This window comes from Novosphingobium sediminis (assembly GCF_007991615.1).
Classification (GTDB): Bacteria; Pseudomonadota; Alphaproteobacteria; order Sphingomonadales; family Sphingomonadaceae; genus Novosphingobium; species Novosphingobium sediminis.
This window is the reverse complement of record NZ_BJYR01000013.1, coordinates 1-19,938: the sequence shown is the minus strand read 5'-3', so window position 1 is coordinate 19,938 and position 19,938 is coordinate 1. Positions and strand designations below refer to the sequence as shown.

Annotated in this window: 22 protein-coding genes; 17 read left to right on the top strand and 5 right to left on the bottom strand. The window is 65.4% G+C overall.

Annotation, left to right across the window (positions count from 1 at the left end; genetic code table 11):
• Positions 1–49: 49 nt before the first annotated feature.
• From NSE01_RS09870 to NSE01_RS09850, 5 genes are read left to right on the top strand one after another with little or no spacing between them, the layout of a single operon-like run.
• Entirely contained in the window at positions 50–532 is a 483-nt protein-coding gene (locus NSE01_RS09870; protein WP_147159432.1) for a UPF0262 family protein, read from the top strand.
• A 22-nt stretch (positions 533–554) separates the two neighbouring features.
• Positions 555–1,253: a glycoside hydrolase family 25 protein gene (locus NSE01_RS09865; RefSeq protein WP_147159431.1), complete on the top strand. Its 699-nt coding sequence runs from the start codon at positions 555–557 to the stop codon at positions 1,251–1,253.
• On the top strand, positions 1,250–1,690 hold the full coding sequence (locus NSE01_RS09860) for a cytidine deaminase (RefSeq protein WP_281289496.1): 441 nt from the start codon (positions 1,250–1,252) through the stop codon (positions 1,688–1,690). The genes NSE01_RS09865 and NSE01_RS09860 overlap by 4 nt, the downstream gene beginning before the upstream one ends.
• 38 nt (positions 1,691–1,728) lie before the next feature.
• A complete protein-coding gene (gene dcd, locus NSE01_RS09855; protein WP_147159429.1) occupies positions 1,729–2,283 on the top strand; it encodes a dCTP deaminase in 555 nt (184 codons plus the stop codon).
• Between the two features lie 26 nt (positions 2,284–2,309).
• Positions 2,310–3,485, top strand: coding sequence for a saccharopine dehydrogenase family protein (locus NSE01_RS09850; protein WP_147159428.1), 1,176 nt, complete (start codon positions 2,310–2,312; stop codon positions 3,483–3,485).
• Between the two features lie 73 nt (positions 3,486–3,558).
• Here NSE01_RS09850 and NSE01_RS09845 read toward each other — a convergent pair whose 3' ends face one another.
• On the bottom strand, positions 3,559–4,002 hold the full coding sequence (locus NSE01_RS09845) for a globin domain-containing protein (protein ID WP_147159427.1): 444 nt from the start codon (positions 4,000–4,002) through the stop codon (positions 3,559–3,561).
• 84 nt (positions 4,003–4,086) lie between these two features.
• Here NSE01_RS09845 and NSE01_RS09840 point away from each other — a divergent pair, with 84 nt between their 5' ends.
• Positions 4,087–4,539 (top strand): RrF2 family transcriptional regulator, encoded by a 453-nt coding sequence (locus NSE01_RS09840; protein WP_147159426.1) that lies wholly within the window; start codon positions 4,087–4,089, stop codon positions 4,537–4,539.
• On the opposite strand, the gene NSE01_RS09835 is transcribed toward NSE01_RS09840, so the two are convergent.
• Complete coding sequence (locus NSE01_RS09835; protein ID WP_371863209.1) at positions 4,523–4,876, bottom strand: hypothetical protein; 354 nt, start codon at positions 4,874–4,876, stop codon at positions 4,523–4,525. The genes NSE01_RS09840 and NSE01_RS09835 overlap by 17 nt on opposite strands.
• A 195-nt stretch (positions 4,877–5,071) precedes the next feature.
• Here NSE01_RS09835 and NSE01_RS09830 point away from each other — a divergent pair, with 195 nt between their 5' ends.
• Positions 5,072–6,073 carry an adenosine kinase gene (locus NSE01_RS09830; RefSeq protein WP_147159424.1) on the top strand — a complete coding sequence of 334 codons (1,002 nt, stop codon included), beginning with the start codon at positions 5,072–5,074 and terminating at the stop codon, positions 6,071–6,073.
• Positions 6,074–6,076: 3 nt separating this feature from the next.
• On the opposite strand, the gene purD is transcribed toward NSE01_RS09830, so the two are convergent.
• Positions 6,077–7,393, bottom strand: a complete 1,317-nt coding sequence (purD, locus tag NSE01_RS09825; protein WP_147159423.1) for a phosphoribosylamine--glycine ligase — start codon at positions 7,391–7,393, stop codon at positions 6,077–6,079.
• Here purD and xseA point away from each other — a divergent pair.
• The 5 genes from xseA to NSE01_RS09800 all read left to right on the top strand — a co-directional run bounded on the left by xseA (position 7,392) and on the right by NSE01_RS09800 (position 15,002).
• Positions 7,392–8,864 (top strand): exodeoxyribonuclease VII large subunit, encoded by a 1,473-nt coding sequence (gene xseA / locus NSE01_RS09820; RefSeq protein WP_147159422.1) that lies wholly within the window; start codon positions 7,392–7,394, stop codon positions 8,862–8,864. The two genes, purD and xseA, sit on opposite strands and share 2 nt — an antisense overlap.
• Positions 8,865–8,890: 26 nt before the next feature.
• On the top strand, positions 8,891–9,094 hold the full coding sequence (locus tag NSE01_RS09815) for a DUF2093 domain-containing protein (RefSeq protein WP_147159421.1): 204 nt from the start codon (positions 8,891–8,893) through the stop codon (positions 9,092–9,094).
• The gene (locus NSE01_RS09810; RefSeq protein WP_147159420.1) at positions 9,091–10,008 is read left to right on the top strand and encodes a M23 family metallopeptidase; all 918 of its coding nucleotides are present in this window, start codon (positions 9,091–9,093) and stop codon (positions 10,006–10,008) included. The genes NSE01_RS09815 and NSE01_RS09810 overlap by 4 nt, the downstream gene beginning before the upstream one ends.
• 356 nt (positions 10,009–10,364) lie before the next feature.
• Positions 10,365–13,304, top strand: a complete 2,940-nt coding sequence (locus NSE01_RS09805) for a TonB-dependent receptor domain-containing protein (RefSeq protein WP_147159419.1) — start codon at positions 10,365–10,367, stop codon at positions 13,302–13,304.
• A 99-nt stretch (positions 13,305–13,403) separates the two neighbouring features.
• Positions 13,404–15,002 (top strand): tetratricopeptide repeat-containing sulfotransferase family protein, encoded by a 1,599-nt coding sequence (locus tag NSE01_RS09800; RefSeq protein WP_170233809.1) that lies wholly within the window; start codon positions 13,404–13,406, stop codon positions 15,000–15,002.
• On the opposite strand, the gene NSE01_RS09795 is transcribed toward NSE01_RS09800, so the two are convergent.
• Entirely contained in the window at positions 14,990–16,033 is a 1,044-nt protein-coding gene (locus NSE01_RS09795; protein WP_147159417.1) for a hypothetical protein, read from the bottom strand. The genes NSE01_RS09800 and NSE01_RS09795 overlap by 13 nt on opposite strands.
• A gap of 133 nt (positions 16,034–16,166) precedes the next feature.
• On the opposite strand from NSE01_RS09795, the gene NSE01_RS09790 reads away from it, so the two are divergent.
• Positions 16,167–17,288: an aspartyl/asparaginyl beta-hydroxylase domain-containing protein gene (locus NSE01_RS09790; RefSeq protein WP_246135138.1), complete on the top strand. Its 1,122-nt coding sequence runs from the start codon at positions 16,167–16,169 to the stop codon at positions 17,286–17,288.
• Between the two features lie 71 nt (positions 17,289–17,359).
• Positions 17,360–17,674 carry a hypothetical protein gene (locus tag NSE01_RS09785; RefSeq protein WP_147159415.1) on the top strand — a complete coding sequence of 105 codons (315 nt, stop codon included), beginning with the start codon at positions 17,360–17,362 and terminating at the stop codon, positions 17,672–17,674.
• Positions 17,675–17,684: 10 nt separating this feature from the next.
• On the opposite strand, the gene NSE01_RS09780 is transcribed toward NSE01_RS09785, so the two are convergent.
• The gene (locus NSE01_RS09780; RefSeq protein ID WP_147159414.1) at positions 17,685–18,224 is read right to left on the bottom strand and encodes a hypothetical protein; all 540 of its coding nucleotides are present in this window, start codon (positions 18,222–18,224) and stop codon (positions 17,685–17,687) included.
• Between the two features lie 273 nt (positions 18,225–18,497).
• Here NSE01_RS09780 and NSE01_RS21285 point away from each other — a divergent pair, with 273 nt between their 5' ends.
• The 3 genes from NSE01_RS21285 to NSE01_RS09770 are packed head-to-tail and all read left to right on the top strand — an operon-like array spanning position 18,498 to position 19,854.
• Positions 18,498–18,635, top strand: a complete 138-nt coding sequence (locus tag NSE01_RS21285) for a hypothetical protein (RefSeq protein WP_170233808.1) — start codon at positions 18,498–18,500, stop codon at positions 18,633–18,635.
• A complete protein-coding gene (msrA, locus tag NSE01_RS09775; RefSeq protein ID WP_147159413.1) occupies positions 18,632–19,321 on the top strand; it encodes a peptide-methionine (S)-S-oxide reductase MsrA in 690 nt (229 codons plus the stop codon). The genes NSE01_RS21285 and msrA overlap by 4 nt, the downstream gene beginning before the upstream one ends.
• 53 nt (positions 19,322–19,374) lie before the next feature.
• Positions 19,375–19,854: a Fur family transcriptional regulator gene (locus tag NSE01_RS09770; RefSeq protein ID WP_147159412.1), complete on the top strand. Its 480-nt coding sequence runs from the start codon at positions 19,375–19,377 to the stop codon at positions 19,852–19,854.
• Positions 19,855–19,938: the final 84 nt, after the last annotated feature.

Here is a 19,938-nt window from a genome sequence, read left to right as displayed (position 1 = left end):
ACGCAAATGGCTTGCCGCAGCCGAATCCGTCTGCAAGACACTGGCCGCCATGGCCGACCCGCGCATTTCGCATATCGAGCTCGACGAAGCGACGATCGTGTGGCGCAATGCCGATATCGAGCAGGAACGCCGTATCGCGATCTTCGATCTGATCGAGGAGAACACCTTCCGCCCCGTGCGTTCGGCGGGCGCGGGCCATGAAGGCCCCTATCGTTTGCGGCTATCGGTGGACGACGGGCGGCTGGCGCTGGCGATTTCGGCGGAGGATGGCAGTCCGCTCGAAACCATCGTGCTGGGCCTTGGCCGGTTCCGCCGACCGATCCGCGATTACTTCGCGATCTGCGATTCGTACTACCAGGCAATCCGCCGCGCGACCGCGCAGGAGATCGAGACGATCGACATGGCCCGGCGCGGCGTCCACAATGAAGCGGCCGAACTGCTGCTCGAGCGGCTGGACGGGAAGATCGAGACCGATTTTGCCACCGCACGGCGGCTCTTCACCCTGATCTGCGTTCTGCATATCAGGGGATAATCAGCCAATAGGGCAGTACAGCGTGACGAACTCCGCAAAATCAACGCGTCAGCGCGTGTGGATCCTGCTGGCCGCGCTGTTGCTGGCGGGCCTTGCTGCCGCCGCTTGGTGGGAATCGCGGCGCTGGGAACCGGACCGTGCACGCTTCCCCGTGCAGGGGGCGTGGCTCGATGCGCATGACGGGGAAATCGAATGGCCCTCGCTCAAGGCGCACGGCGCAGATTTCGTCTATCTCACCGCCAGCGAAGGCGCGGGGCGGCGCGATGAAACGTTTACGGCGGGTCTCGATGCCGCGCGCAAGGCAGGGCTGCAGGTCGGCGCTGTCCACGTTTATGACCTCTGCGCGCCGGCGGATGCGCAGGCAGGCAGCTTCGTGATCGTGGTGCCGCGCGATGATGGTCTGCTGCCCCCTGCCGTGGTGCTGGATCTCGATTCGCGTTCGTGTCCGCAGCCGCCGGGGGAAGCGGCGATGCAGAGCGAGCTCACCACGTTTCTCAACCAGATCGAGAAGCACACCGAACGCCCGGCAATCCTGATGCTGTCGCGCAGCTTCGAGGCGCGCTACCATCTTGCGGCGCGGCTTGATCGCAACCTGTGGGTCGCGGGCGATTTCCTCGAGCCCACTTATGCCGGGCGGCCATGGGTGATGTGGACGGCAACCTCGCGGCTGCGGATGGCGGGCGTAGCGGGTCCGGTCCGGTGGGTGGCGGTGCACCAGTGAGCGGGTCGGAACCAGATCTCGTCGCGGCAGCGATGGCGGCAGCACGGGGTGCTTACGCGCCCTATTCAGGTTTCCATGTCGGCGCGGCGCTGCTGTTCGCCGACGGCGGCGTGGTTTCCGCAGCCAATGTCGAGAACGCAAGCTACGGCCTGTCGCTCTGTGCCGAAGCCAATGCGGTTGCCCGGGCCATGACCGAGGGACGGCGCGGCGAACTCGTTGCAGTCGCGATCGTTGGCGGGAAGCCCGATGCCGAGGGCCATCCCCTGCTGGGTCCGGAACCGGTCATGCCCTGCGGCCGCTGCCGGCAGATGCTGTATGAACTGGCGGCGCTTGGAGGCACGGATCCCGAGGTGATCGGGGTGGCGCAAGACGGACTTACCCGCCTCCCGCTGTCCGCCCTCTTGCCCCACGCGTTCGGACCGGCCAATCTGACCTGAACGACCTTCTATCCTTCCCAACAGACCGGAGCGCCGACTTGGCCATTCTTTCCGACAAGTGGATCCGCACGCAGGCACAGGAACACGGCATGATCGAGCCGTTCGTGGAGAGCCAGCGGCGCGAGGGCTGCATTTCCTACGGCCTCTCCTCCTATGGCTATGACGCGCGGGTGGCCGACGAATTCAAGATCTTCACCAACATCGATTCGTCGATAGTTGATCCCAAGGACTTCGATTCCAACTCATTCGTTGACCGCAAGACCGATGTCTGCGTGATCCCGCCCAATTCCTTCGCGCTGGCGCGGACGGTGGAATATTTCCGCGTGCCGCGCGACGTGTTGGTGATCTGCCTCGGCAAGTCGACTTACGCCCGCTGCGGCATCATCGTGAACGTGACGCCGCTGGAGCCGGGCTGGGAAGGCCACGTGACGCTGGAGTTTTCGAACACCACGCCGCTGCCGGCAAAAATCTATGCCAACGAAGGCGCGTGCCAATTCCTGTTCCTGAAAGGGAACGAGCCGTGCGAGGTGAGCTACGCTGACCGCGCGGGCAAATACATGGGCCAGCGCGGGGTGACCCTGCCAAGGCTTTGAACAAAAACAATCAAGGGGAGAGAATCATGGCAACGAGCAAGGCACAGCGGCCGTTCGACATCATCGTCTACGGCGCGACGGGGTACACCGGGCGGCTGGTGGCGGAGTATCTGGCGCATCATTACGGCACAGACGGCCCGCGCTGGGCGATGGCCGGGCGCAGCGCTGCGAAGCTGGCGGAAGTGCGCGATCTGATCGGCGCGCCGGTGGATACCCCGCTGGTGGTGGCCGATTCGGATGACGCAGCCAGCCTTGCCGCGATGGCCGAGCAAACCCGCGTCGTGGTGACGACAGTGGGTCCCTACCAGCTCTATGGCGAGCCGGTGCTGCGCGCCTGCGTGGCGGCAGGGACGGACTATGCCGACCTGTGCGGCGAGCCGGTGTGGATGCGCCAGATGGTCGATGCGCTGCACGAGCAGGCGAAGGAGACCGGTGCGCGCGTGGCATTCTCGTCGGGCTTCGATTCGATTCCCTTCGATCTTGGCGTCTACATGCTGCAGCAGGAAGCCAGGGCCCGCTTCGGTGCGCCGGCGCCGCGCGTGAAGTGCCGGGTGCGGGCGATGGTCGGCGGCTTCTCGGGCGGGACGGCGGCCAGCCTTGGCGCGACGCTCAAGGCGCTGGGTGCCAATCCCTCGCTGATCCCGATCATGCAGAGCCCGTTCGGCCTGACGCCGGGCTTCGAAGGCCCCGCGCAACCCGCGGGCGACAAGCCGTTCCTCGATGATGCGACCGGCAGCTGGGCCGCACCCTTCATCATGGCGGTGATCAACACCAAGAACGTCCACCGCACCAATTTCCTGCGCGGGCATCCCTATGGCGCGGACTTCGTCTATGACGAGATGGTGCTGACCGGCCCCGGCGAGCAGGGTCAGGCGATTGCCGAGCACATGGCCAAGACGCCGATGATCGGCGGGCCGAACGACCCCAAGCCGGGTGAAGGCCCGAGCGCGGAAGAGCGGCTCAATGGCCACTATGACGTGCTGTTCGTGGGCGAAATGCCGGACGGGCAGGAGATCCGCTATGGCGTCAAGGGCCGCTACGATCCGGGCTATGGCTCGACCAGCCGCATGCTGGCCGAAACCGGGATTGCGCTGCTTTCATGCGAGGCCGAAGGGGCGATTGCCACGCCGGGCGCCTTGCTGGGTGAAGCGCTGGTCGAGCGCCTGCGCGCTCATGCCGAGATCAGCTTCGCGCCGGAATAAGCGTTGGTGAGCCGCCTGCCGCGCCAGAGGGGGGTGCTCGGCAGGCGGCTCGCGCCGCTGACGGGGGGCCTGTTCAGGCAGCGTCGGCGTAAGCCTCGGCTTCAGCGGCAATCAGGATATCGGCGAGCATCCAGTATGCTTCGCCCCAGGCGGCGAGCACTTCGTCAGTCGCCACGTCGGCGCCCACCACATCGCGGATGGCCGGCAGCAGCGCTTCGGCGACATAGGGGTAGTGCTCCGCCCGAACGCCGGTTTCGACATGGCGGCGGACCATCTTGGTGACAGCGGAACCAAGGTTTTCGAGATGATCGATGTTCTTCGCATAAGCGAGGATCGCATTGGCAAGGCGGCGCGGCTGCTCGCCGCTTTCCTGCGCGGCGGAATCGAACATGTCCTTCACCGCTCCGTTCACGAACAGGCGCTTGTACATCGCGGTGGTAATTTCGACCCCGTGTTTTTCGATCACGGGAGCGGTCGCCTTGACGATGGCGCGGGCATGTTCGGAAGCAGTGCGCATAGAGTCTCTCCAATCAGGTATTGAAAATACCGGTATTTAATTTGCTTGATTTAGGCAAGCGGAAAATGGAGTCTGGAACGCGCCATGCAACTCACCCAGCACACTGATTTCGGCCTGCGCCTGCTGATCGTCCTTGCCCGTGAGGAGGGCTCGCTCAGCTTGCCCGCGTTCTCCGCGCAGCAGGGTTTGAGCTATCACCATGTCGCCAAAGTCGCGCAGGCGCTCGTCGCGGCCGGATTTGCCGTCTCGCACCGCGGGCGCAGCGGCGGGATCGCGCTGGCTCGGCCAGCAGAACAGATTGCGGTGGGTGAAGTGGTGCGCACGCTCGAAAAGGGCATGCGCCTTGCCGATTGCGCCACTTGTGCGCTGCGCGCCGATTGCGGGCTGAGCGGTGTGCTGGCCGAGGCGCTGGAAGCCTTCCTCGCCGTACTCGATCGCTACACGCTGGCCGATGTTTCACGGCAGGGCGTTGCCGCGTTTGCCCCGTGGACAGCCCTGCCGCAGGCGCCAACCTGCTCGGTCAGCGAGGCTTCCTGAGCGCTGCAACGCAGGCTGCCCGATCGACATCGCGCCCATCGCCGCGCCGCGCGTCGATAAATGTCGCGACCGGGCGTCCGCCTGCATCGGGCGGATAGAGATAGGCATCGAGTACGCATGGTGTGCCGGTCCACTGCAGCTTGCGCGCGTCGCCCTCGCGTACGTCCAGACGCGGCGTGCCGAACTGGCGAGTGAGCGCCTCGGCATCGGCGCCGATCACGCCTTCAAGCCCCGGCAGGACCTGGATGTGTGGCCGCGGGCGCTGCGTCTGGATCGCGGCGGGTGGTGCCGGATGGATCGCCTTGGGCGGAGGTGGAGGTGGCGGCAGCGGGCGCACGGCGTCCGTGCTGCCGCCGCACGCGGAAAGACCAAGCAAGACGGGGAGAACAAGCAGATGACGAGCATTCATGGCGATGGTGAATCGCCGCTGCGCCGCGTGCTGTCAACGCATGGCAAATCGGTGCAGCCTGTCGTTGCACCGCGCTGCCCCGCCCGCTACGGCCCGCGCTAGCGCCCTGCACGGAGTATTTGAATGAGCCCTGCCCCCGCCCGTTTCGATGTGATTGCGATCGGAAATGCGATCGTCGACGTCATGGCTCCGGCAGCGGAAGATGATATCGCGAAACTCGGCCTCGCCAAGGGCGGCATGACGCTGATCGACACGGCCCGCGCGCATGAACTCTACGAGGCGATGGGCCCCGCGCGCGAGATTTCGGGCGGCTCGGCTGCGAATACGCTGGCGGGCCTTGCGGCGCTGGGCGCGAAGTGCGCGTTCATCGGGCAGGTCGCTGACGATCAGTTGGGCGAAGTTTTCGCGCATGACATCCGCGCGGGCGGCATTGCCTTCGATACGCAGGCACGCGGGGATGATCCGGCAACCGCCCGGTGCCTTATCTTCGTGACGCCCGATGGTCAGCGCACCATGAACACCTACCTCGGCGCTTCGCAGTTCCTCCCCGCTTCGGCGCTCGATGAAAACGTAATTGCCGATTCGTCGGTGCTCTACCTCGAAGGCTATCTGTGGGATCCGGAAGAGCCCCGGCAGGCCATGCGCCGCGCCATCGGCGCTGCGCGTGCGGCGGGCCGGCAGGTGGCTTTCACGCTGTCAGACGGCTTCGTGATCGCGCGCCACGGCGATGATTTCCGCGCGCTGATTGCGGCGGGCGAGGTCGATATCCTCTTTGCCAACGAGCACGAACTCGCGGCGCTGACCGGCGAGGATGATTTCCACGCCGGGATCGCGCAGTTGGCACCCAAGGTGCCGGTGCTGGTGGTGACACGCAGCGAAAACGGCGCGCATGCTGTCGCGCATGGGGAACACGTCTCTGTCCCGGCTGAGCCGGTCGAGCGCGTGATCGACACGACCGGTGCTGGCGACCTCTTCGCCGCCGGGTTCCTGTTCGGCCATGTGCGCGGCAAGAGCCTTGCGGAGTGCCTCAAGCTCGGCGCGATCTGCGCGGCTGAAGTCATCTCGCACTATGGCGCGCGGCCCGAGGCAGACCTCGCTGCGCTGGTGGCAGAGCGGCTGGGCTGACGATCAGGGCTGGCGCGCCAGTTCGCGCCAGCCGATATCGCTACGCCAGAAGCCGTCGTCGAAGCGCACTTCGGCCAGCGCGGCATAGGCACGGTCGCGCGCTTGCCTGAGGTTTGCACCGGCGGCTGTGACGTTGAGCACGCGCCCGCCCTTGGCGACGAGAACGCCCTCGCTCGGTGCTGCCGTACCTGCGTGGAACACCTTGGCGCCGCGCGCCTCTGCAGCAGCCAGGTTGGCGATCATGCCGCCGCTCGCCGGTGTGCCGGGATAGCCCTTGGCTGCCATGACGACGGTGATCGCGCTTTCGGGGCGCAGCGATGGAGCGGCAGCTTCCGCCAGTTCGCCGCGCGCGCAGGCATCGAGCAAATCGACCAGATCGCTGTCCAGCCGCATCATCAGCACCTGGCATTCGGGATCACCGAAGCGGCAGTTGTATTCGATCAGTTTGGGACCGTCCGCGGTCAGCATCAGCCCGGCAAACAGCACGCCCGAATAGGGCATGCCCGCGTCTGCCATGGCCTTCACGGTCGGCGCGATGATCTCGGCCATTGCACGTGCTTCGAGTTCGGCGGTCAGCACCGGAGCGGGGCTATAGGCGCCCATGCCGCCAGTGTTGGGGCCGGTATCGCCCTCCCCCACCCGCTTATGGTCCTGCGCCGATCCGAACAGAGCGATCGCACTGCCGTCGGTCAGAGCGAACAGGCTGACTTCCTCGCCTTCGAGGAACTCCTCGATCACCACTTCGGCGCCAGCCCCGCCGAACGCGCCGCCAAACATGTCGTCTACCGTGGCGGCAGCTTCCTCGGCGGTCTGGGGGATGACGACGCCCTTGCCGGCGGCGAGGCCATCGGCCTTGATGACCACCGGGAGGGAAAATCCGGCAAGCGCGGTATGGGCTTCGGCAGCGCTCTTTGCACGGACGTAGCCAGCGGTGGGGATGCCAGCACGCGTGCACATGTCCTTGGTGAAGCCCTTGGAGCCTTCAAGCTGCGCGGCAGCCTTGCCGGGCCCGAACACCGCGATCCCGGCAGCGCGCAGCGAATCGGCGAGGCCATCAACAAGCGGCGCCTCAGGGCCGACCACGACGAGACCGATGTCCTGCGCCATGCAGAATGCCTCTACTGCGGCGTGATCTGCCAGATCGATTGCCGTGCAGGCGCCCGAAGCCGTGCCGGAACGGTGCGCATTGAGATCGGCGATCACGTCGGCAATGCCGGGGTTCCCCGGCGAAGCCCACAGCGTGGTGCAACGCGGCGATTGCGCCAGCTTCCACGCCAGCGCATGTTCGCGTCCGCCCGCGCCGAGCAACAGGATATTCATGCCAGAGATGCCGCCTTACCGAGATGATGAGAATGCGGGGCTGTTAGCCGCCCAGACCGCGGGCGACAACGCCCCGGCGCTTTCGATCAGCGAGATTTCGCAGCTCCTCAAGCGCACAGTGGAAGATCGCTTCGGTTTCGTGCGCGTGCGCGGCGAGCTTTCCGGGGTGAAGCGGGCGGCTTCGGGGCACCTCTACCTCAGCCTCAAGGATGAGAGTGCGCGGCTTGACGGGGTGATGTGGCGCGGCGGCGCGCAGCGGCTGGGCTTCGTGCCGGAGGACGGCGTCGAAGTGATCGCGACCGGCAAGCTGACGACATATCCCGGCCGGTCGAACTACCAGATCGTGATCGAGCGGATGGAGATCGCCGGCGAAGGCGCGCTCCTCGCGCTTCTCGCCAAGACCAAGGCCCGGCTTGAAGCGGAGGGTCTGTTCGCACCCTCGCGCAAGCGCCCCCTGCCCTATCTGCCGCGCGTGATCGGCGTCGTGACGTCGCCGACGGGTGCGGTGATCCGCGATATTCTCCATCGTCTGCGCGACCGGTTTCCGACTCATGTCGTGGTCTGGCCGGTGCTTGTGCAGGGGCAAGGCGCGGCGGCGCAGATCGCGGCGGCCGTGCGCGGCTTTTCCGCGCTGGAGCCCGGCGGCCCCGTCCCTCGGCCTGACCTCATGATCGTCGCGCGCGGGGGCGGTTCGATCGAGGACTTGTGGTGCTTCAACGACGAGGACGTCGTGCGCGCGATCGCTGCCTCGACCATCCCGACGATCAGCGCGGTAGGGCACGAGACCGACACGACGCTTGTCGACTTCGCCGCAGACGTGCGCGCGCCAACACCGACCGCAGCGGCCGAGATGGCCGTGCCGGTGCGCGGCGAGCTGCTCGCTGGCTTGGCGGATCTTCAGGCACGCCAGCAGCGGGCGGCCGTTCGGCTGCTCAGCCACTCGCGCGAACGACTGGAGCAACGCGCGCGGCGTTTGCCCGCACCGCAAGCCTTGCTCGAGGGGCAAGCGCAGCGGCTGGATGATCTGGGCGACCGGCTGCGGCGAGCGCTTGTACACCGTACCGGACTTGCCGCGACTTTGCTGGCGCAGCGCTCCGCAGGGCTGCGCCCTGCCGCGCTTGCGGCCAGACTTCAGCAGGCGCGCGGTGCGCTGGCGGCGCAACGTCTGCGGCCGGCGGTGGTGCTTCAGCGAATCGAAGCGGCGCGCACGCAGGTCGGGGCGCTAGACCGGCTGCGCCGTTCGCTCGATCCTGAGGCGCCGCTGACGCGAGGCTATGTGCTGGTGAAGGCGGCGGACGGCTCGCTGGTCCGCTCGCGCGATGCGGCGGCTGCGCAGGCGCTGCTCCAACTCAAGTTCGCCGATGGCGTGCTCGAAGTGGTCCCCGGGGCCGCGCCTGCTGCAGCTCCGGTCCGTGCCGCGCCGAAACCACGCCCACCTGCGCCGGGTGATGCGCAGCCTAAATTGCTTTGAGCGTCTTGAGTGGCTAGATTGCATCCATGCTGATGAATTCTGCCAACCGCCTTGCGCGCCTGCACTACCTCCCCAGCCACTTTCGCCAGCTCAGCGCGGGTGATCACGTGCTCTGCGCCGTAAGCGGCGCACGGATCGGCCTCGACATGCTGCGCTACTGGAGCGTCGAGAAGCAGGAAGCCTACGCCAGCGCCGATATTGCGACGCGCCGTCTGCTCGGCGAGGAATGACAGCGCGGCGCGTGCCGCTTGCCGGCGCGGTCTGGCGCGGCGCATTTTCCGTATTGGCGCTGCTTGGCGCTTGTGGCGCGGGCCCGGGACCTAGCCCATCGGGTGCGCCTGCGAACCCGCAATCTGCTGCCGAACCTGCAGCCGTCACTGTCGGCGGCCTTCAGTATCGCGGCAAGCTGACGCAAGGCGGCTGGATTCGCGGTACTGCGCCGGCTGGTACGCGCAGCGTGACGCTGGGTGGAACTCTCCTGCCGCTTGCAGCTGATGGCAGCTTCTTCGCCGCGTTCGATCGCGATGCTCCGCCGAGCCTTGCTCTTGCGGTCACGGCTGCCAGTGGCTTCTCGCTCTCGACCGAGCTTGCCGTGGCCCCCCGCAGCTGGCGCATCGAATCGATAAATGTGGCCAAGCGCCCGGGCAAGCTGCCCGATGCCGAGTTCAAGGCGCGGCGCGAGGCGGAGCTGGCCCGAATCGGTGCGGCGCGCGCCAGCGGCAGCAAGGCGGACGGCTGGCGGCAGACGATGACCTGGCCAGCGCCGGGGCGTATTTCCGGAGAGTTCGGCTCGCAGCGAATCTATCGCGGCGAACCCGGCGCCTATCACGCCGGGATCGACCTCGCCGCGCCGCAAGGTGCCGAAATCCGCGCGCCTGCGGATGGTGTGGTGACGCTCGCGGCAAGCGATGTACCCTTCACGCTCGAGGGCCACCTGTTGATCCTCGATCACGGCATGGGGCTGACATCGGCGTTCCTCCATTGCTCCGATCTGGTGGTGCATGTGGGTGACACGGTGGTTCAGGGCCAGCTGATTGGGCATGTCGGGATGACTGGCCGCGCGACGGGCCCGCATCTTCATTGGGCTCTCACTTGGCGGGGCCGGCGGCTTGATCCCCGGTTGTTTGCTGCACCATCACGCTGAATCTGCAGGCCGACGCACATTTCTTTCCTGAAAACGCGGGGCGAGCGCAAAATATTATCAACAAACCGATCCGGAGGTAATTTCCGAGCGCAAGGATCGTTGCAGTCCGGTAACCCGTACGTTGCGCCACGCTTACAGTGTGTTGCAAACACGCCACATGGCAGGGACGTTTTGCGGTTTGGTTGCAGAACATCCTTCCAAGAAGTGGGTTAAATCTACCAGTAAGCCCCACCGTCCCACAAAGATCGTATGCCATCTGTCGGGCCCGGCGAAGACCGGGGGTGAGGCATTTTCGATCGAGGGACTTCTTCCGGCGGCCTTGGGGATCGAGGCCGCCTATTGAAGGGACTGGACACGTGAAGACCAACAACAACGCCGCCCTGAAGGCGGGTGCTGCGCCTTTTGCCCTCGCGCTCGCGCTCATCTCTGCGCCTGCGTTCGCGCAGGAAGCCGCCCCGCAGGCTGACTCTGCTACCGAGACCAACGAGCCTACCGCGATCGTCGTGACCGGCAGCCTTATCCGCAACCCGAACCTCATTCAGGCCACTCCGGTCAACGTGACCACGGCCGACCAGATCGCCCTCAAGCAGTCGAACACCGCTGAAGAAGTTCTTCGTCAGGTTCCCGGCATCGTTCCGAACATCGGTTCGGCGGTGAACAACGGCGCGACCGGCTCGAACTACGTCGACCTTCGCGGCCTCGGTTCGAACCGCAACATCGTGCTGCTCGACGGCCAGCGCATCGTCCCGGCCGACCTTCAGGGCCGCGTCGACCTCAACAACATCCCGCTCGCGCTGATCAGCCGTGTCGACGCCCTCACCGGTGCGGCCGTGACCACCTACGGCGCGGACGCGATCACCGGCGTTGTGAACTTCGTCACCAAGAAGGACTTCGCGGGCGTCGATATCGCCGTGTCCGACCAGATCACCCAGCAGGGTGACGGCAACTACTTCCGCGGCGACGTCACCACCGGCGTCAACTTCGATGACGGCCGCGGCAATGCCGTGCTGAGCATCGGCTACCAGAAGTCGAACCCCGTCTATCAGGGCGCACGCGACTTCTCGAACATCCAGCTCGACAGCTTCTCGGGCACTGCTGGTGGTTCGGGTACTGCGGTTCCGGCGCGCTTCTCGATCAACGGCGCCAACCGCGTGATCGATCCCTCGACCGGCCTGCTGAAGCCGGGCTTCACGCCGTTCAACTTCAACCCCTACAACATCTTCCAGACGCCGTTCCAGCGCTTCAATATCTTCGCCCAGGCGAACTACCAGCTCTCGGACGCTGTTGAAGTCTACACGCGCGGCCTGTTCTCGAAGAACACCGTCAAGACGATCATCGCGCCGTCGGGTCTCTTCGCTGAAAGCATGAAGATCCCCTTCAGCAACCCGTACCTGCCTGCCGGCGCCGCCGGTCAGTTCTGCGCCGCGAACGGCCTGACCGATGCAGAGTGCGTTGCTGCCCGCGCCGCGACCGATCCGACGGATCCGAACTACCGCACCTTCAACACCGTGGTGCGTCGTCGTTTCGTTGAAACCGGTACCCGCAACTCGCAGTACACCACCAACGTGTTCGACTACTCGCTCGGCTTCCGCGGCGCGCTGACGAAGACGGTGAACTGGGACGTTCGCGCCAGCTACGGCGAGAGCGACCGCCTGCAGACCATCACCGGCTACGTGCTCAAGTCGCGCGTGCAGGATGCCCTGCTGGCCACCAACAAGAACTCGTGCCTCAGCGGCAACGACGGCTGCGTTCCGATCAACCTCTTCGGTGGTGCCGGTTCGATCACGCCGGAACAGGCTGCTTACACCCTGTCGCCCTCGACCTCGTCGAACAACACCTCGCTGTTCCAGGTTCGCGGTCTGCTCTCGGGTGACTTCGGCTTCACCGTTCCGACCGCGAGCGAGCCGGTCGGCTTCGCGGCTGGTGCTGAATACCGCCGTTACCGTGCAGCCCAGATCTCCGACACCCTGTCGAAGACCCCGGGCGAACTCGGCGGTGCGGGCGGTGCTGCTCCCGACATCGACGGTGCCTACAGCGTGTGGGAAAGCTACGGCGAACTCGTGGCGCCGCTGGTCTCCGACAAGCCGTTCTTCAAGAGCCTGACCGCCGAAGGCGGCGTGCGCTACTCGAAGTACAGCGTCCGCGGCGGACCGAAGACTGAAGCCTGGACCTACAAGTTCGGCGGCAGCTGGGAACCGACCGAGCAGGTCAAGTTCCGCGGCAACTACTCGCGCGCTGTTCGTGCACCGAACATCGCCGAACTGTTCACGCCGAACACCGTCGGTCTGACCAACCTGGCTGCAGACCCCTGCGCCGGCGCGGCTCCGCTGACCAACGCGAACCTCCGTGCAATCTGCCTTGCGCAGGGTGCTCCGGCGAACTCGATCGGTCAGATCCTCAACCCGACTGCGGCTCAGGCCAACATCACCTCGGGCGGCAACATCAACCTGAAGCCGGAAAAGGCGACGACCTACACGCTCGGCGCTGTGGTTCAGAACCTGCCGTTCCTGCCGGGCTTCTCGGTGTCGGTCGATTACTACAACATCAAGGTCACCAATCAGATCGGTACGCCGCTGCCGGGCGACCTTATCGACGCCTGCTTCGGCAACGTCACCGCGGCCAGCGCCACGGATACGGCTTGCACCATCATTCGCCGCGGTCCGGCGACCGGTGGTCTGGACGGCAGCCCGGCGACGACCAAGGGCCTGTTCGGTGGTCTTACCAACCAGGGTAAGCTGTTCACCGACGGTATCGACGTGATCCTCAACTACCAGCGTCCGATCGGCGCGGTGAAGTGGACGCTCAATGCCGTGGCGAACGTGACCTTCCACTCGAAGTTCAAGGCTACCGCCACCAGCATCGATCGTGAATGCGTTGGTCTCTACTCGGTGAACTGCTCGTTCACCGGCTCGATCCAGCCGCGTCACACCTGGTCGGTCCAGAACACCTTCAGCCTGAAGGGCATGGATCTGTCGCTGCTGTGGCGTCACCAGTCGAGCGCTCGCTACGAAGACGGCAACGCCTTCAAGGGCACCATCCCTGCAGACAGCGGTGCGCTCAGCGGTCAAACGGTCGACTTCAACAAGATCGACGCGTTCGACTACCTCGACGTGACGACGCGCTTCAACATCGAACAGTTCACCCTCACCTTCACGGTGCAGAACCTGTTCAACACGAAGCCGCCGATCGTCGGCAACACGATCGGTTCGACCTCGTACAACAGCGGCAACACCTATCCGTCGTCCTACGACGCGCTGGGCCGTCGCTTCGCGGTTGGCGCTCGCGTCAAGTTCTGATCCGCAACGATCACAACGCCAAAGAGGGGGCGGGCAGCAATGCCCGCCCCTTTTTTTGTGATTGCCTCCGTTCCACCAGTGACTGCAGGAGTTGACCTCATGGCGGGTGCAGCCGATGGCAAGGCGATGTCAGAAGACCTCGAAACCGCTGCCCGGGCTGCTGCTGCTGCGCTCAACGCAGGCCGCGGGACAGCGGCGGATTGCACCACGCTCGGGTGGTATCGTGCCGTCAGCGGCGATCACGCGGGTGCAGCCGCGCTGTTCGAGCGCGCGTTGCAGATCAACCCGCGCGAAGTGGAAGCGATGGTTGGCCTTGCCGGGCTTCACCGCGCTGCCGGTCGTTTGCGCGATGCGGCGCTGCAGTGCGACGCCGCGCTTGCCATCAGCCCCGGCCATCCAGAGGCCTGGCTAGAACGCGCTTACGTGATGGCCGCGGGCGGGGTCATGGACGAAGCCCGACGCTGTTACGGCGAGGTGCTTGCCCATGCACCGGAGCATACCCGGCCGCGCGGCGCCGCACACGCCGGCCTAGCCGCGATTGCCGCGCGCGATGGTGAAGCCGAAGCGGGCCGCCATCATGCCCGCGCAGCATTGGCTGCCGACCCCGCCAACACCGGAGCGATTTCCGCGCTGGCCACGATCGAACTCGAAGCGGGCGAGGCGCAGGCAGCGCGCGCGCTGGTCGAACCGGCACTGGCATGGCTGCCCCAGCCATCGCCAGAACGCATGGAATTGCTCCATACCCTGGGAGACGCCTGCAACCGCCTGCGCGATACCGATGCCGCCTTTGCCGCCTATAGCCGCGCCAAGCAGGACTTCGCCGCGATCCACGCCGCCACTTTCGCCGGGCGGCCACCGCACCGCGAATTCATTGATGCGGTTGCGGCGGGCCTTACGGCGATGGACGTTTCAGACTTGCCCCAGCCTCTGCCGGGAGACGCACATCCGCATATCTTCGTGCTCGGCTATCCGCGCAGCGGCAATACGCTGCTGGAGAACGTCCTCGCTTCGCTCCCCGGCACTGCGGCCATCGAGGAAATGCCGACGCTGCGCGAGGCTGACCTTGCCTTCCTTGCGGAACCCGGCGGGCTCGCCCGTTTCGCTGCCCTCGATGATGCAGCCCTCGCACCCTATCGAAGCGCGTACTGGCAGCGCGCAGGACAGGCACTCGGCCGCGATCCAGCGGGTGCAACACTCGTCGACATGGACCCGCTCAAGTCCATCCGCCTGCCACTCATCGCCCGGCTGTTCCCTTCCGCAAAAGTCCTGCTCGTGCGCCGCGATCCGCGCGATGTGGTGTGGAGCTGTTTCCGCACCAGTTTCGCGCTCAGCAATGCGGCGATGGATTTCACCACGCTCGAAGGCACGGCGCGGCATTATGATGCACTGATGCGGCTTACCGAAGTGGCGCTTGCCCGGCTGCCGCTTACCGTTCTCGAAGTCCCTTATCACCGCATGGTGCAGGACTTTGACGCCATGACACGCGAGATTTGCGAGATCGCCGGTCTGGCTTGGACCGAGGATCTCAAGCGCTTCGATCGCACTGCCCGCGCACGTGGGGTATCGACCGCGAGCGCCCGGCAGGTGCGCCGCGGCCTGTTCGATGGCACGCGGCAGTGGGAACCCTATGCGGCCTATCTCGAACCGGTGATGCCGATCCTGCAGCCATGGATCGAGAAGCTGGGCTACGCGTCCTGAAGCAGCGGGTTCGGGGCATCCATTGCGATGCCCGCCTGTTCCGCCACCTGCATCGCCCAACCGAGGATCATATCGATCTCGCCCGCATGGAGGGCGCGGGCAGCGGCATATTCATCCCGGCGCTGATCGGGTGTGAACGACGCGCCGGATTTGGAATGCCGGGTAAACGCAGGCCCTGCTGCAATCCGTTCGGCAGCCGCCGATTCCATCGCGAGGCCATAATGCGCCGCCGCGGCGGTTATCACTCGGAGCGGATCGCCGGTCAGCTGTTCTGACGTCGCCGACCGAAGCCGCCCCGGTCCGATCCTGTGCGCCAGTGCCGCGAACAGGCGGTGCTGCGCGAGCCAGCCGGTGGCGGCAACTTGCAGGTCACTCTGGCGGAAGGCGTCTTCGCGCGTGATCCCCAGAGGCGCGACGATGCCTGCCGCTAGGTACCCTTCGAGCAGCTCGCGAACCCAAAGCCGACAGGGCAGGCCCTTGCGCACCACCGAGACGAGGAAGGTCTCGAGCGGGGCGTACAGGAACAGCGCGTGCGCCTCCGGAGCGAGCGCGAGCAGCAGTTCGGCAAAGGGGTTGAGCAGATTGGAGGGCTTTACCACCACGCCCTCCCCGGGCGCGAACGGGCGGGCCAGCAGGCGCAAGGCAAGATCGGCAGCGCGGGCGACTGCGGCCGGCTGCGCGCCGCGGCGGCGCATTCCGACGATATCGTTGAGGATCACAGGTTCGGACAACCCCATCGCCACGCCCGGCTGCGCGAGCGCGCGCGCCAGCAGGGTCGAGCCGCAGAAGGCGGAGTGGAACAGCAAGCCGAGCCGGGCCTTGCCGGGGAACCGCGCGAGAAGCTGTGCCGCGGGAACATCGACTTGTTGCGGCATGGCACCGAAATGCGCGGTGAAGCCATCGTCGGTCAGGAATGCCATGGCATCATGGGCGGCGCGCGGCACATGGGCGAAGCGTACCGCATCGGTCCCTTCAACCAACCGGTGCGCGAGCCATTCGGCATCTGCGGGATTGAACGCTGTGGGGGCCATGAACCAAGCCTTAAGGCGCAGACCCTTTTGCTGCAACGTCGCTTGCCTGATGGGCGCGGCGCTGTAGACACTTTCGCCGATGACACCGCAACCAATCGATCGGGCAAGGGCCCAGGCTGCCAATTCCCGCGCCATGGCCGCCCTGCGTGCTGGCGATGCGCCCACCGCGATCCTCGCCGCACGGGAAGCGGCTGATGCCGACCCGGCGGCCTTGTCGCTCTGGATCAATCTTGCACTGGCCTGCCGCATCGGCGGTGACACGCCGGGCGAGCGCGTCGCCCTTGAGCGGGCGCTTGAGCTCGATCGGCTCGATTTCACCGCACAGTTGCGGATGGCGCAGCTCCTCCAGCGGGAGGGCGAGGAGACCAAGGCGCTGATCGCGTGGGACGGCGTCCAGCAGCTTGCGCAGCAATACCCGGGCTTGCCCGATCCGGTGCGGGCCGAACTTGCGGCCGGTGAGGCTTTCTGCGGGCAACTGCGCTCGCGGCTTGCCGAAGCTACCACTGCGGCGCTTGCTGCCGATGCGGGGGAACGCGACGAGACCGAGCGGCGCCGTATCGATGCCTTTGCCGCTGCTGCGCTTGGCCAGCGCCGGATCTATGCCAACGAGTGCGCCGGGCTCTATTACCCCTTCCTGCCCGCAGACGAGTTCTTCGATCGCCGCCATTTCCCGTGGTTCGCGGCACTGGAAGCGGAAGCTGGCGCAATCCGTGCCGAGCTTGATGCCCTTCTGGCCGAACCGGGCGAGGCGATCCGCCCTTATGTTCGCATGGAGCCGGGCAGCCCGGAGAACAAGTGGACGGTGCTCGATGGTTCGCTCGATTGGTCTGCCTGCTTCCTGTTGGAATATGGCGTTCCCAATGCCGCGGTGATCGAGCGCTGTCCCCATACTGCGCGGGTTCTGGATAGCCTGCCGCTGGCGCGGATTCCCGGACGCGCGCCCAATGCGTTCTTTTCGATGCTCCGCCCGCGCAGCCGGATTCCGGCCCACACCGGGGTTACCAACACGCGTGCGATCATCCACCTCGCGCTTGATGTGCCGCCCGGCTGCGGGTTCCGTGTCGGCGGCGAAACGCGGCAATGGGTAGAAGGCAAGGCCTTTGCGTTCGATGATACGATCGAGCACGAAGCGTGGAACGACAGTGATGCGCGGCGCGCAGTGCTGATCATCGATGCGTGGAATCCGCACCTTTCCGAACGGGAATGCGCTGCAATAACCGCCTACTTTGCGGCGAATGATGCCGCGTTAGGCTAGCCGTTTACCTTGCCCAGAACGCAGTGGCGGGCTAAACTTTAGTATTACGTGTATTCAGAGGATCACTACGCATGCCCGCGACATATCTGTTCGCTCTTGCCGCCGTTGCGGCAACAACTGCCGTTCCAACGACAGAGCTTCCGGCGTTGGACAAGGATCCGACTGCGATGTCGCAGTCCGAAATCCGCGCGTTCAACAAGGGGCGCTCGGTCAACGATCCAGACTTCATCAGGTGCCGCAAGACCGAGGAAACCGGCTCGCTCGTGCACAAGACGTTCATCTGCCACACCATGTCGCAGTGGGCTGCGCTGGAACGTCAGGGCAACCAGGTCGCCCGCGATGCCTATGAAGCGATGTCGAGCAAGTCCATCAACCAGTCGAATTGACCGGTTCGCCTTACTGCGAGAGGCGCACCACGCGCACATAGGCGCCCTTGTCGATCGAGGCGAGGTAGCTGCCGAGTGCGCCGCGCTTGATGCGGATGGAAGCACCGGGCCGCGCGAAGGCATTGCCTCCGTCGGTCTGCTTCCATCGCGCACCATCGGCGAGCGTGAAGATCGCGAAACCGTCACCCGTGTCGCGGGCGGCCGAAATCGTGCTTTCGATCTCCTTGATCTCGTCGCCATCCTTCTCCGTCCCGCCAAACAGCTTGAGCTTGGGCAGGGTGAAGCCGAACAGTCCCTTCTTGGTTTCGTGGATCGTCGCGCGGTCGGCGACCACGATGTCCTGCTTGTCACGCGCATCGGCGAGGGCCGCGACGCTCCTGTCGTAGCAGGCGAGCCGTTCGCTGTCGGAGGTCAGAACCCGGCAGTTGACCACGGCTTCGAACACCGGCGGCAATTCCTTGGGCAGCGCAGGCTTGTCCTTGGCGACGAGCGGTGCGGCAGCGAGGGCGACCGCCCCAAGGGCAATGCAACTCAGCAAGGGGCGGTGCATGGTCGATCCTCTCCACGGGTTTGCATTCGTGGCGCCTTATTCGCGCGCGCTGCGGCGAAGGTCAATCGGACGCACGCCGCATGACGACGTCGAGACTGATTCGTCGCGAAGCCCATCTTGTAATCGGAGATCGCGTAACCATTTGGCCGAATGAAGCGAACGGCACCGCAGCACCCCTGTGCTCTGGTTCACACCTGGGGCCGGGAACACTGCGGTAAAGCCTGTGCCGGAGCGGCGCGGCTACCCGCGAATGCAAGATTGGACGTTCTGGTAATGACGCTTTTCGGCAAGGATTTCGTTCGTTCGCTGGTGCTGGGCTTTGTGCTCGGTTCGGCTGCGATGGTGTTCACTTTCGGGTTGCCTTCAGCCCCGGACGCATCGCCCGAAGCTGCGGTTGAGGCACTGCGATGAGCCGCCCGCGCAAGGATCTGCGCATCCTCGCAGGTGTGGTCGTCGCTGCGTTTGCGGCGGCCTGTCTTCAGCCCGCGCAGGCCGAGTCCGGCGTGTTGGCCCCGGCATCAGCCGTGCAGGCACGGGAAGCCAAGGGCGTGAAAACGGCCGTGTTCGCCGGTGGCTGCTTCTGGGGCATGGAAGCGGTGTTCAGCCACGTGAAGGGCGTCACCAGCGTGGTCTCCGGGTTCGAAGGCGGCAGCCGCGCCGACGCGCACTATGAGATCGTCAGCACCGGCACGACCGGTCATGCCGAAGCCGTGCAGATCACTTATGATCCTGCGGTCGTCCGCTACGACCAGTTGCTGCAGGTATTCTTCTCGGTGGCGAGCGATCCTACCCAGCTCAATCGCCAGTATCCCGATACCGGCCCCCAGTATCGCAATGCGATCGTGCCGCAGAATTCGGAGCAGGTACGGGTGACCACGGCTTATCTGGCGCAGATCAAGAAGTCGGGCCTGTGGAAGCGGCCGATCGTGACGGCCGTTGAACCCAATCGCGGCTTCTTCCCGGCAGAGGGATATCATCAGGACTTCGCACTGAAGAACCCTGATCACGGCTATATCCGGATGTGGGATGCGCCAAAGGTCACTGCCCTGAAGCGCGGATTCCCGGGCCTTTGGAAGCCTGATTTCACCCGCGGGTGAGCCGATGCGCGCCGGATTTGCGATCCGGCGCAAGGCGGTTTATCTCTCTGGTCATGGCGGGCCATCACAACCATCACGATTTTGCCGGTGACATGCTGGTCGATGCAGCGCGGGGCGCGTTGCAGGCGGCGGGTGAGCAGTGGACGGACATGCGCAGCGACGTGTTCGAAGCGCTGGCTGCTCATGAAAAACCGGCCTCGGCCTATGACATCGCAGAGAGCGTGGGCGCGCGGCGAGGCAAGCGGGTAGCTGCAAACAGCGTCTACCGCATCCTAGACCTGTTCGTGCGCACCAATCTCGCGCGGCGGGTCGAAAGCGCCAATGCCTATGTCGCCAACAGCCATCCCGGTTGTCACCATGATTGCATTTTCCTGATCTGCGACGCTTGCGGTGAAGCCACGCATATCGATGATGACCGGTTGACCGGAGCGCTGCGCGATGCGGCTCACCGTGCCGGCTTTGCCGCCGTCCGCCCGGTCGTCGAAATCCGCGGTCGCTGCGGGGCTTGCGGCGCCGAAACGACTGACGCCTGAGCGGGAAGAGCATACTTTTCCGCGCAAGACGGGTTCGACAGAGCCGATTCAAGGGTGTAAGACACCTTAATGTCAAATCCGGTT

Coding starts and splice junctions, on each gene's coding strand:
- NSE01_RS09840 (WP_147159426.1), top strand. CDS start 4,087: ATGCAACTCACCCAGCACACTGATTTCGGCCTGCGCCTGCTGATCGTC.
- xseA (WP_147159422.1), top strand. CDS start 7,392: ATGCCAGAGATGCCGCCTTACCGAGATGATGAGAATGCGGGGCTGTTA.
- NSE01_RS09780 (WP_147159414.1), bottom strand. CDS start 18,224: ATGCACCGCCCCTTGCTGAGTTGCATTGCCCTTGGGGCGGTCGCCCTC.
- NSE01_RS09770 (WP_147159412.1), top strand. CDS start 19,375: ATGGCGGGCCATCACAACCATCACGATTTTGCCGGTGACATGCTGGTC.
- purD (WP_147159423.1), bottom strand. CDS start 7,393: ATGAATATCCTGTTGCTCGGCGCGGGCGGACGCGAACATGCGCTGGCG.
- NSE01_RS09850 (WP_147159428.1), top strand. CDS start 2,310: ATGGCAACGAGCAAGGCACAGCGGCCGTTCGACATCATCGTCTACGGC.
- NSE01_RS21285 (WP_170233808.1), top strand. CDS start 18,498: ATGACGCTTTTCGGCAAGGATTTCGTTCGTTCGCTGGTGCTGGGCTTT.
- msrA (WP_147159413.1), top strand. CDS start 18,632: ATGAGCCGCCCGCGCAAGGATCTGCGCATCCTCGCAGGTGTGGTCGTC.
- NSE01_RS09800 (WP_170233809.1), top strand. CDS start 13,404: ATGGCGGGTGCAGCCGATGGCAAGGCGATGTCAGAAGACCTCGAAACC.
- NSE01_RS09785 (WP_147159415.1), top strand. CDS start 17,360: ATGCCCGCGACATATCTGTTCGCTCTTGCCGCCGTTGCGGCAACAACT.
- NSE01_RS09815 (WP_147159421.1), top strand. CDS start 8,891: ATGCTGATGAATTCTGCCAACCGCCTTGCGCGCCTGCACTACCTCCCC.
- NSE01_RS09870 (WP_147159432.1), top strand. CDS start 50: ATGGCCGACCCGCGCATTTCGCATATCGAGCTCGACGAAGCGACGATC.
- NSE01_RS09830 (WP_147159424.1), top strand. CDS start 5,072: ATGAGCCCTGCCCCCGCCCGTTTCGATGTGATTGCGATCGGAAATGCG.
- NSE01_RS09810 (WP_147159420.1), top strand. CDS start 9,091: ATGACAGCGCGGCGCGTGCCGCTTGCCGGCGCGGTCTGGCGCGGCGCA.
- NSE01_RS09845 (WP_147159427.1), bottom strand. CDS start 4,002: ATGCGCACTGCTTCCGAACATGCCCGCGCCATCGTCAAGGCGACCGCT.
- NSE01_RS09795 (WP_147159417.1), bottom strand. CDS start 16,033: ATGGCCCCCACAGCGTTCAATCCCGCAGATGCCGAATGGCTCGCGCAC.
- NSE01_RS09790 (WP_246135138.1), top strand. CDS start 16,167: ATGGCCGCCCTGCGTGCTGGCGATGCGCCCACCGCGATCCTCGCCGCA.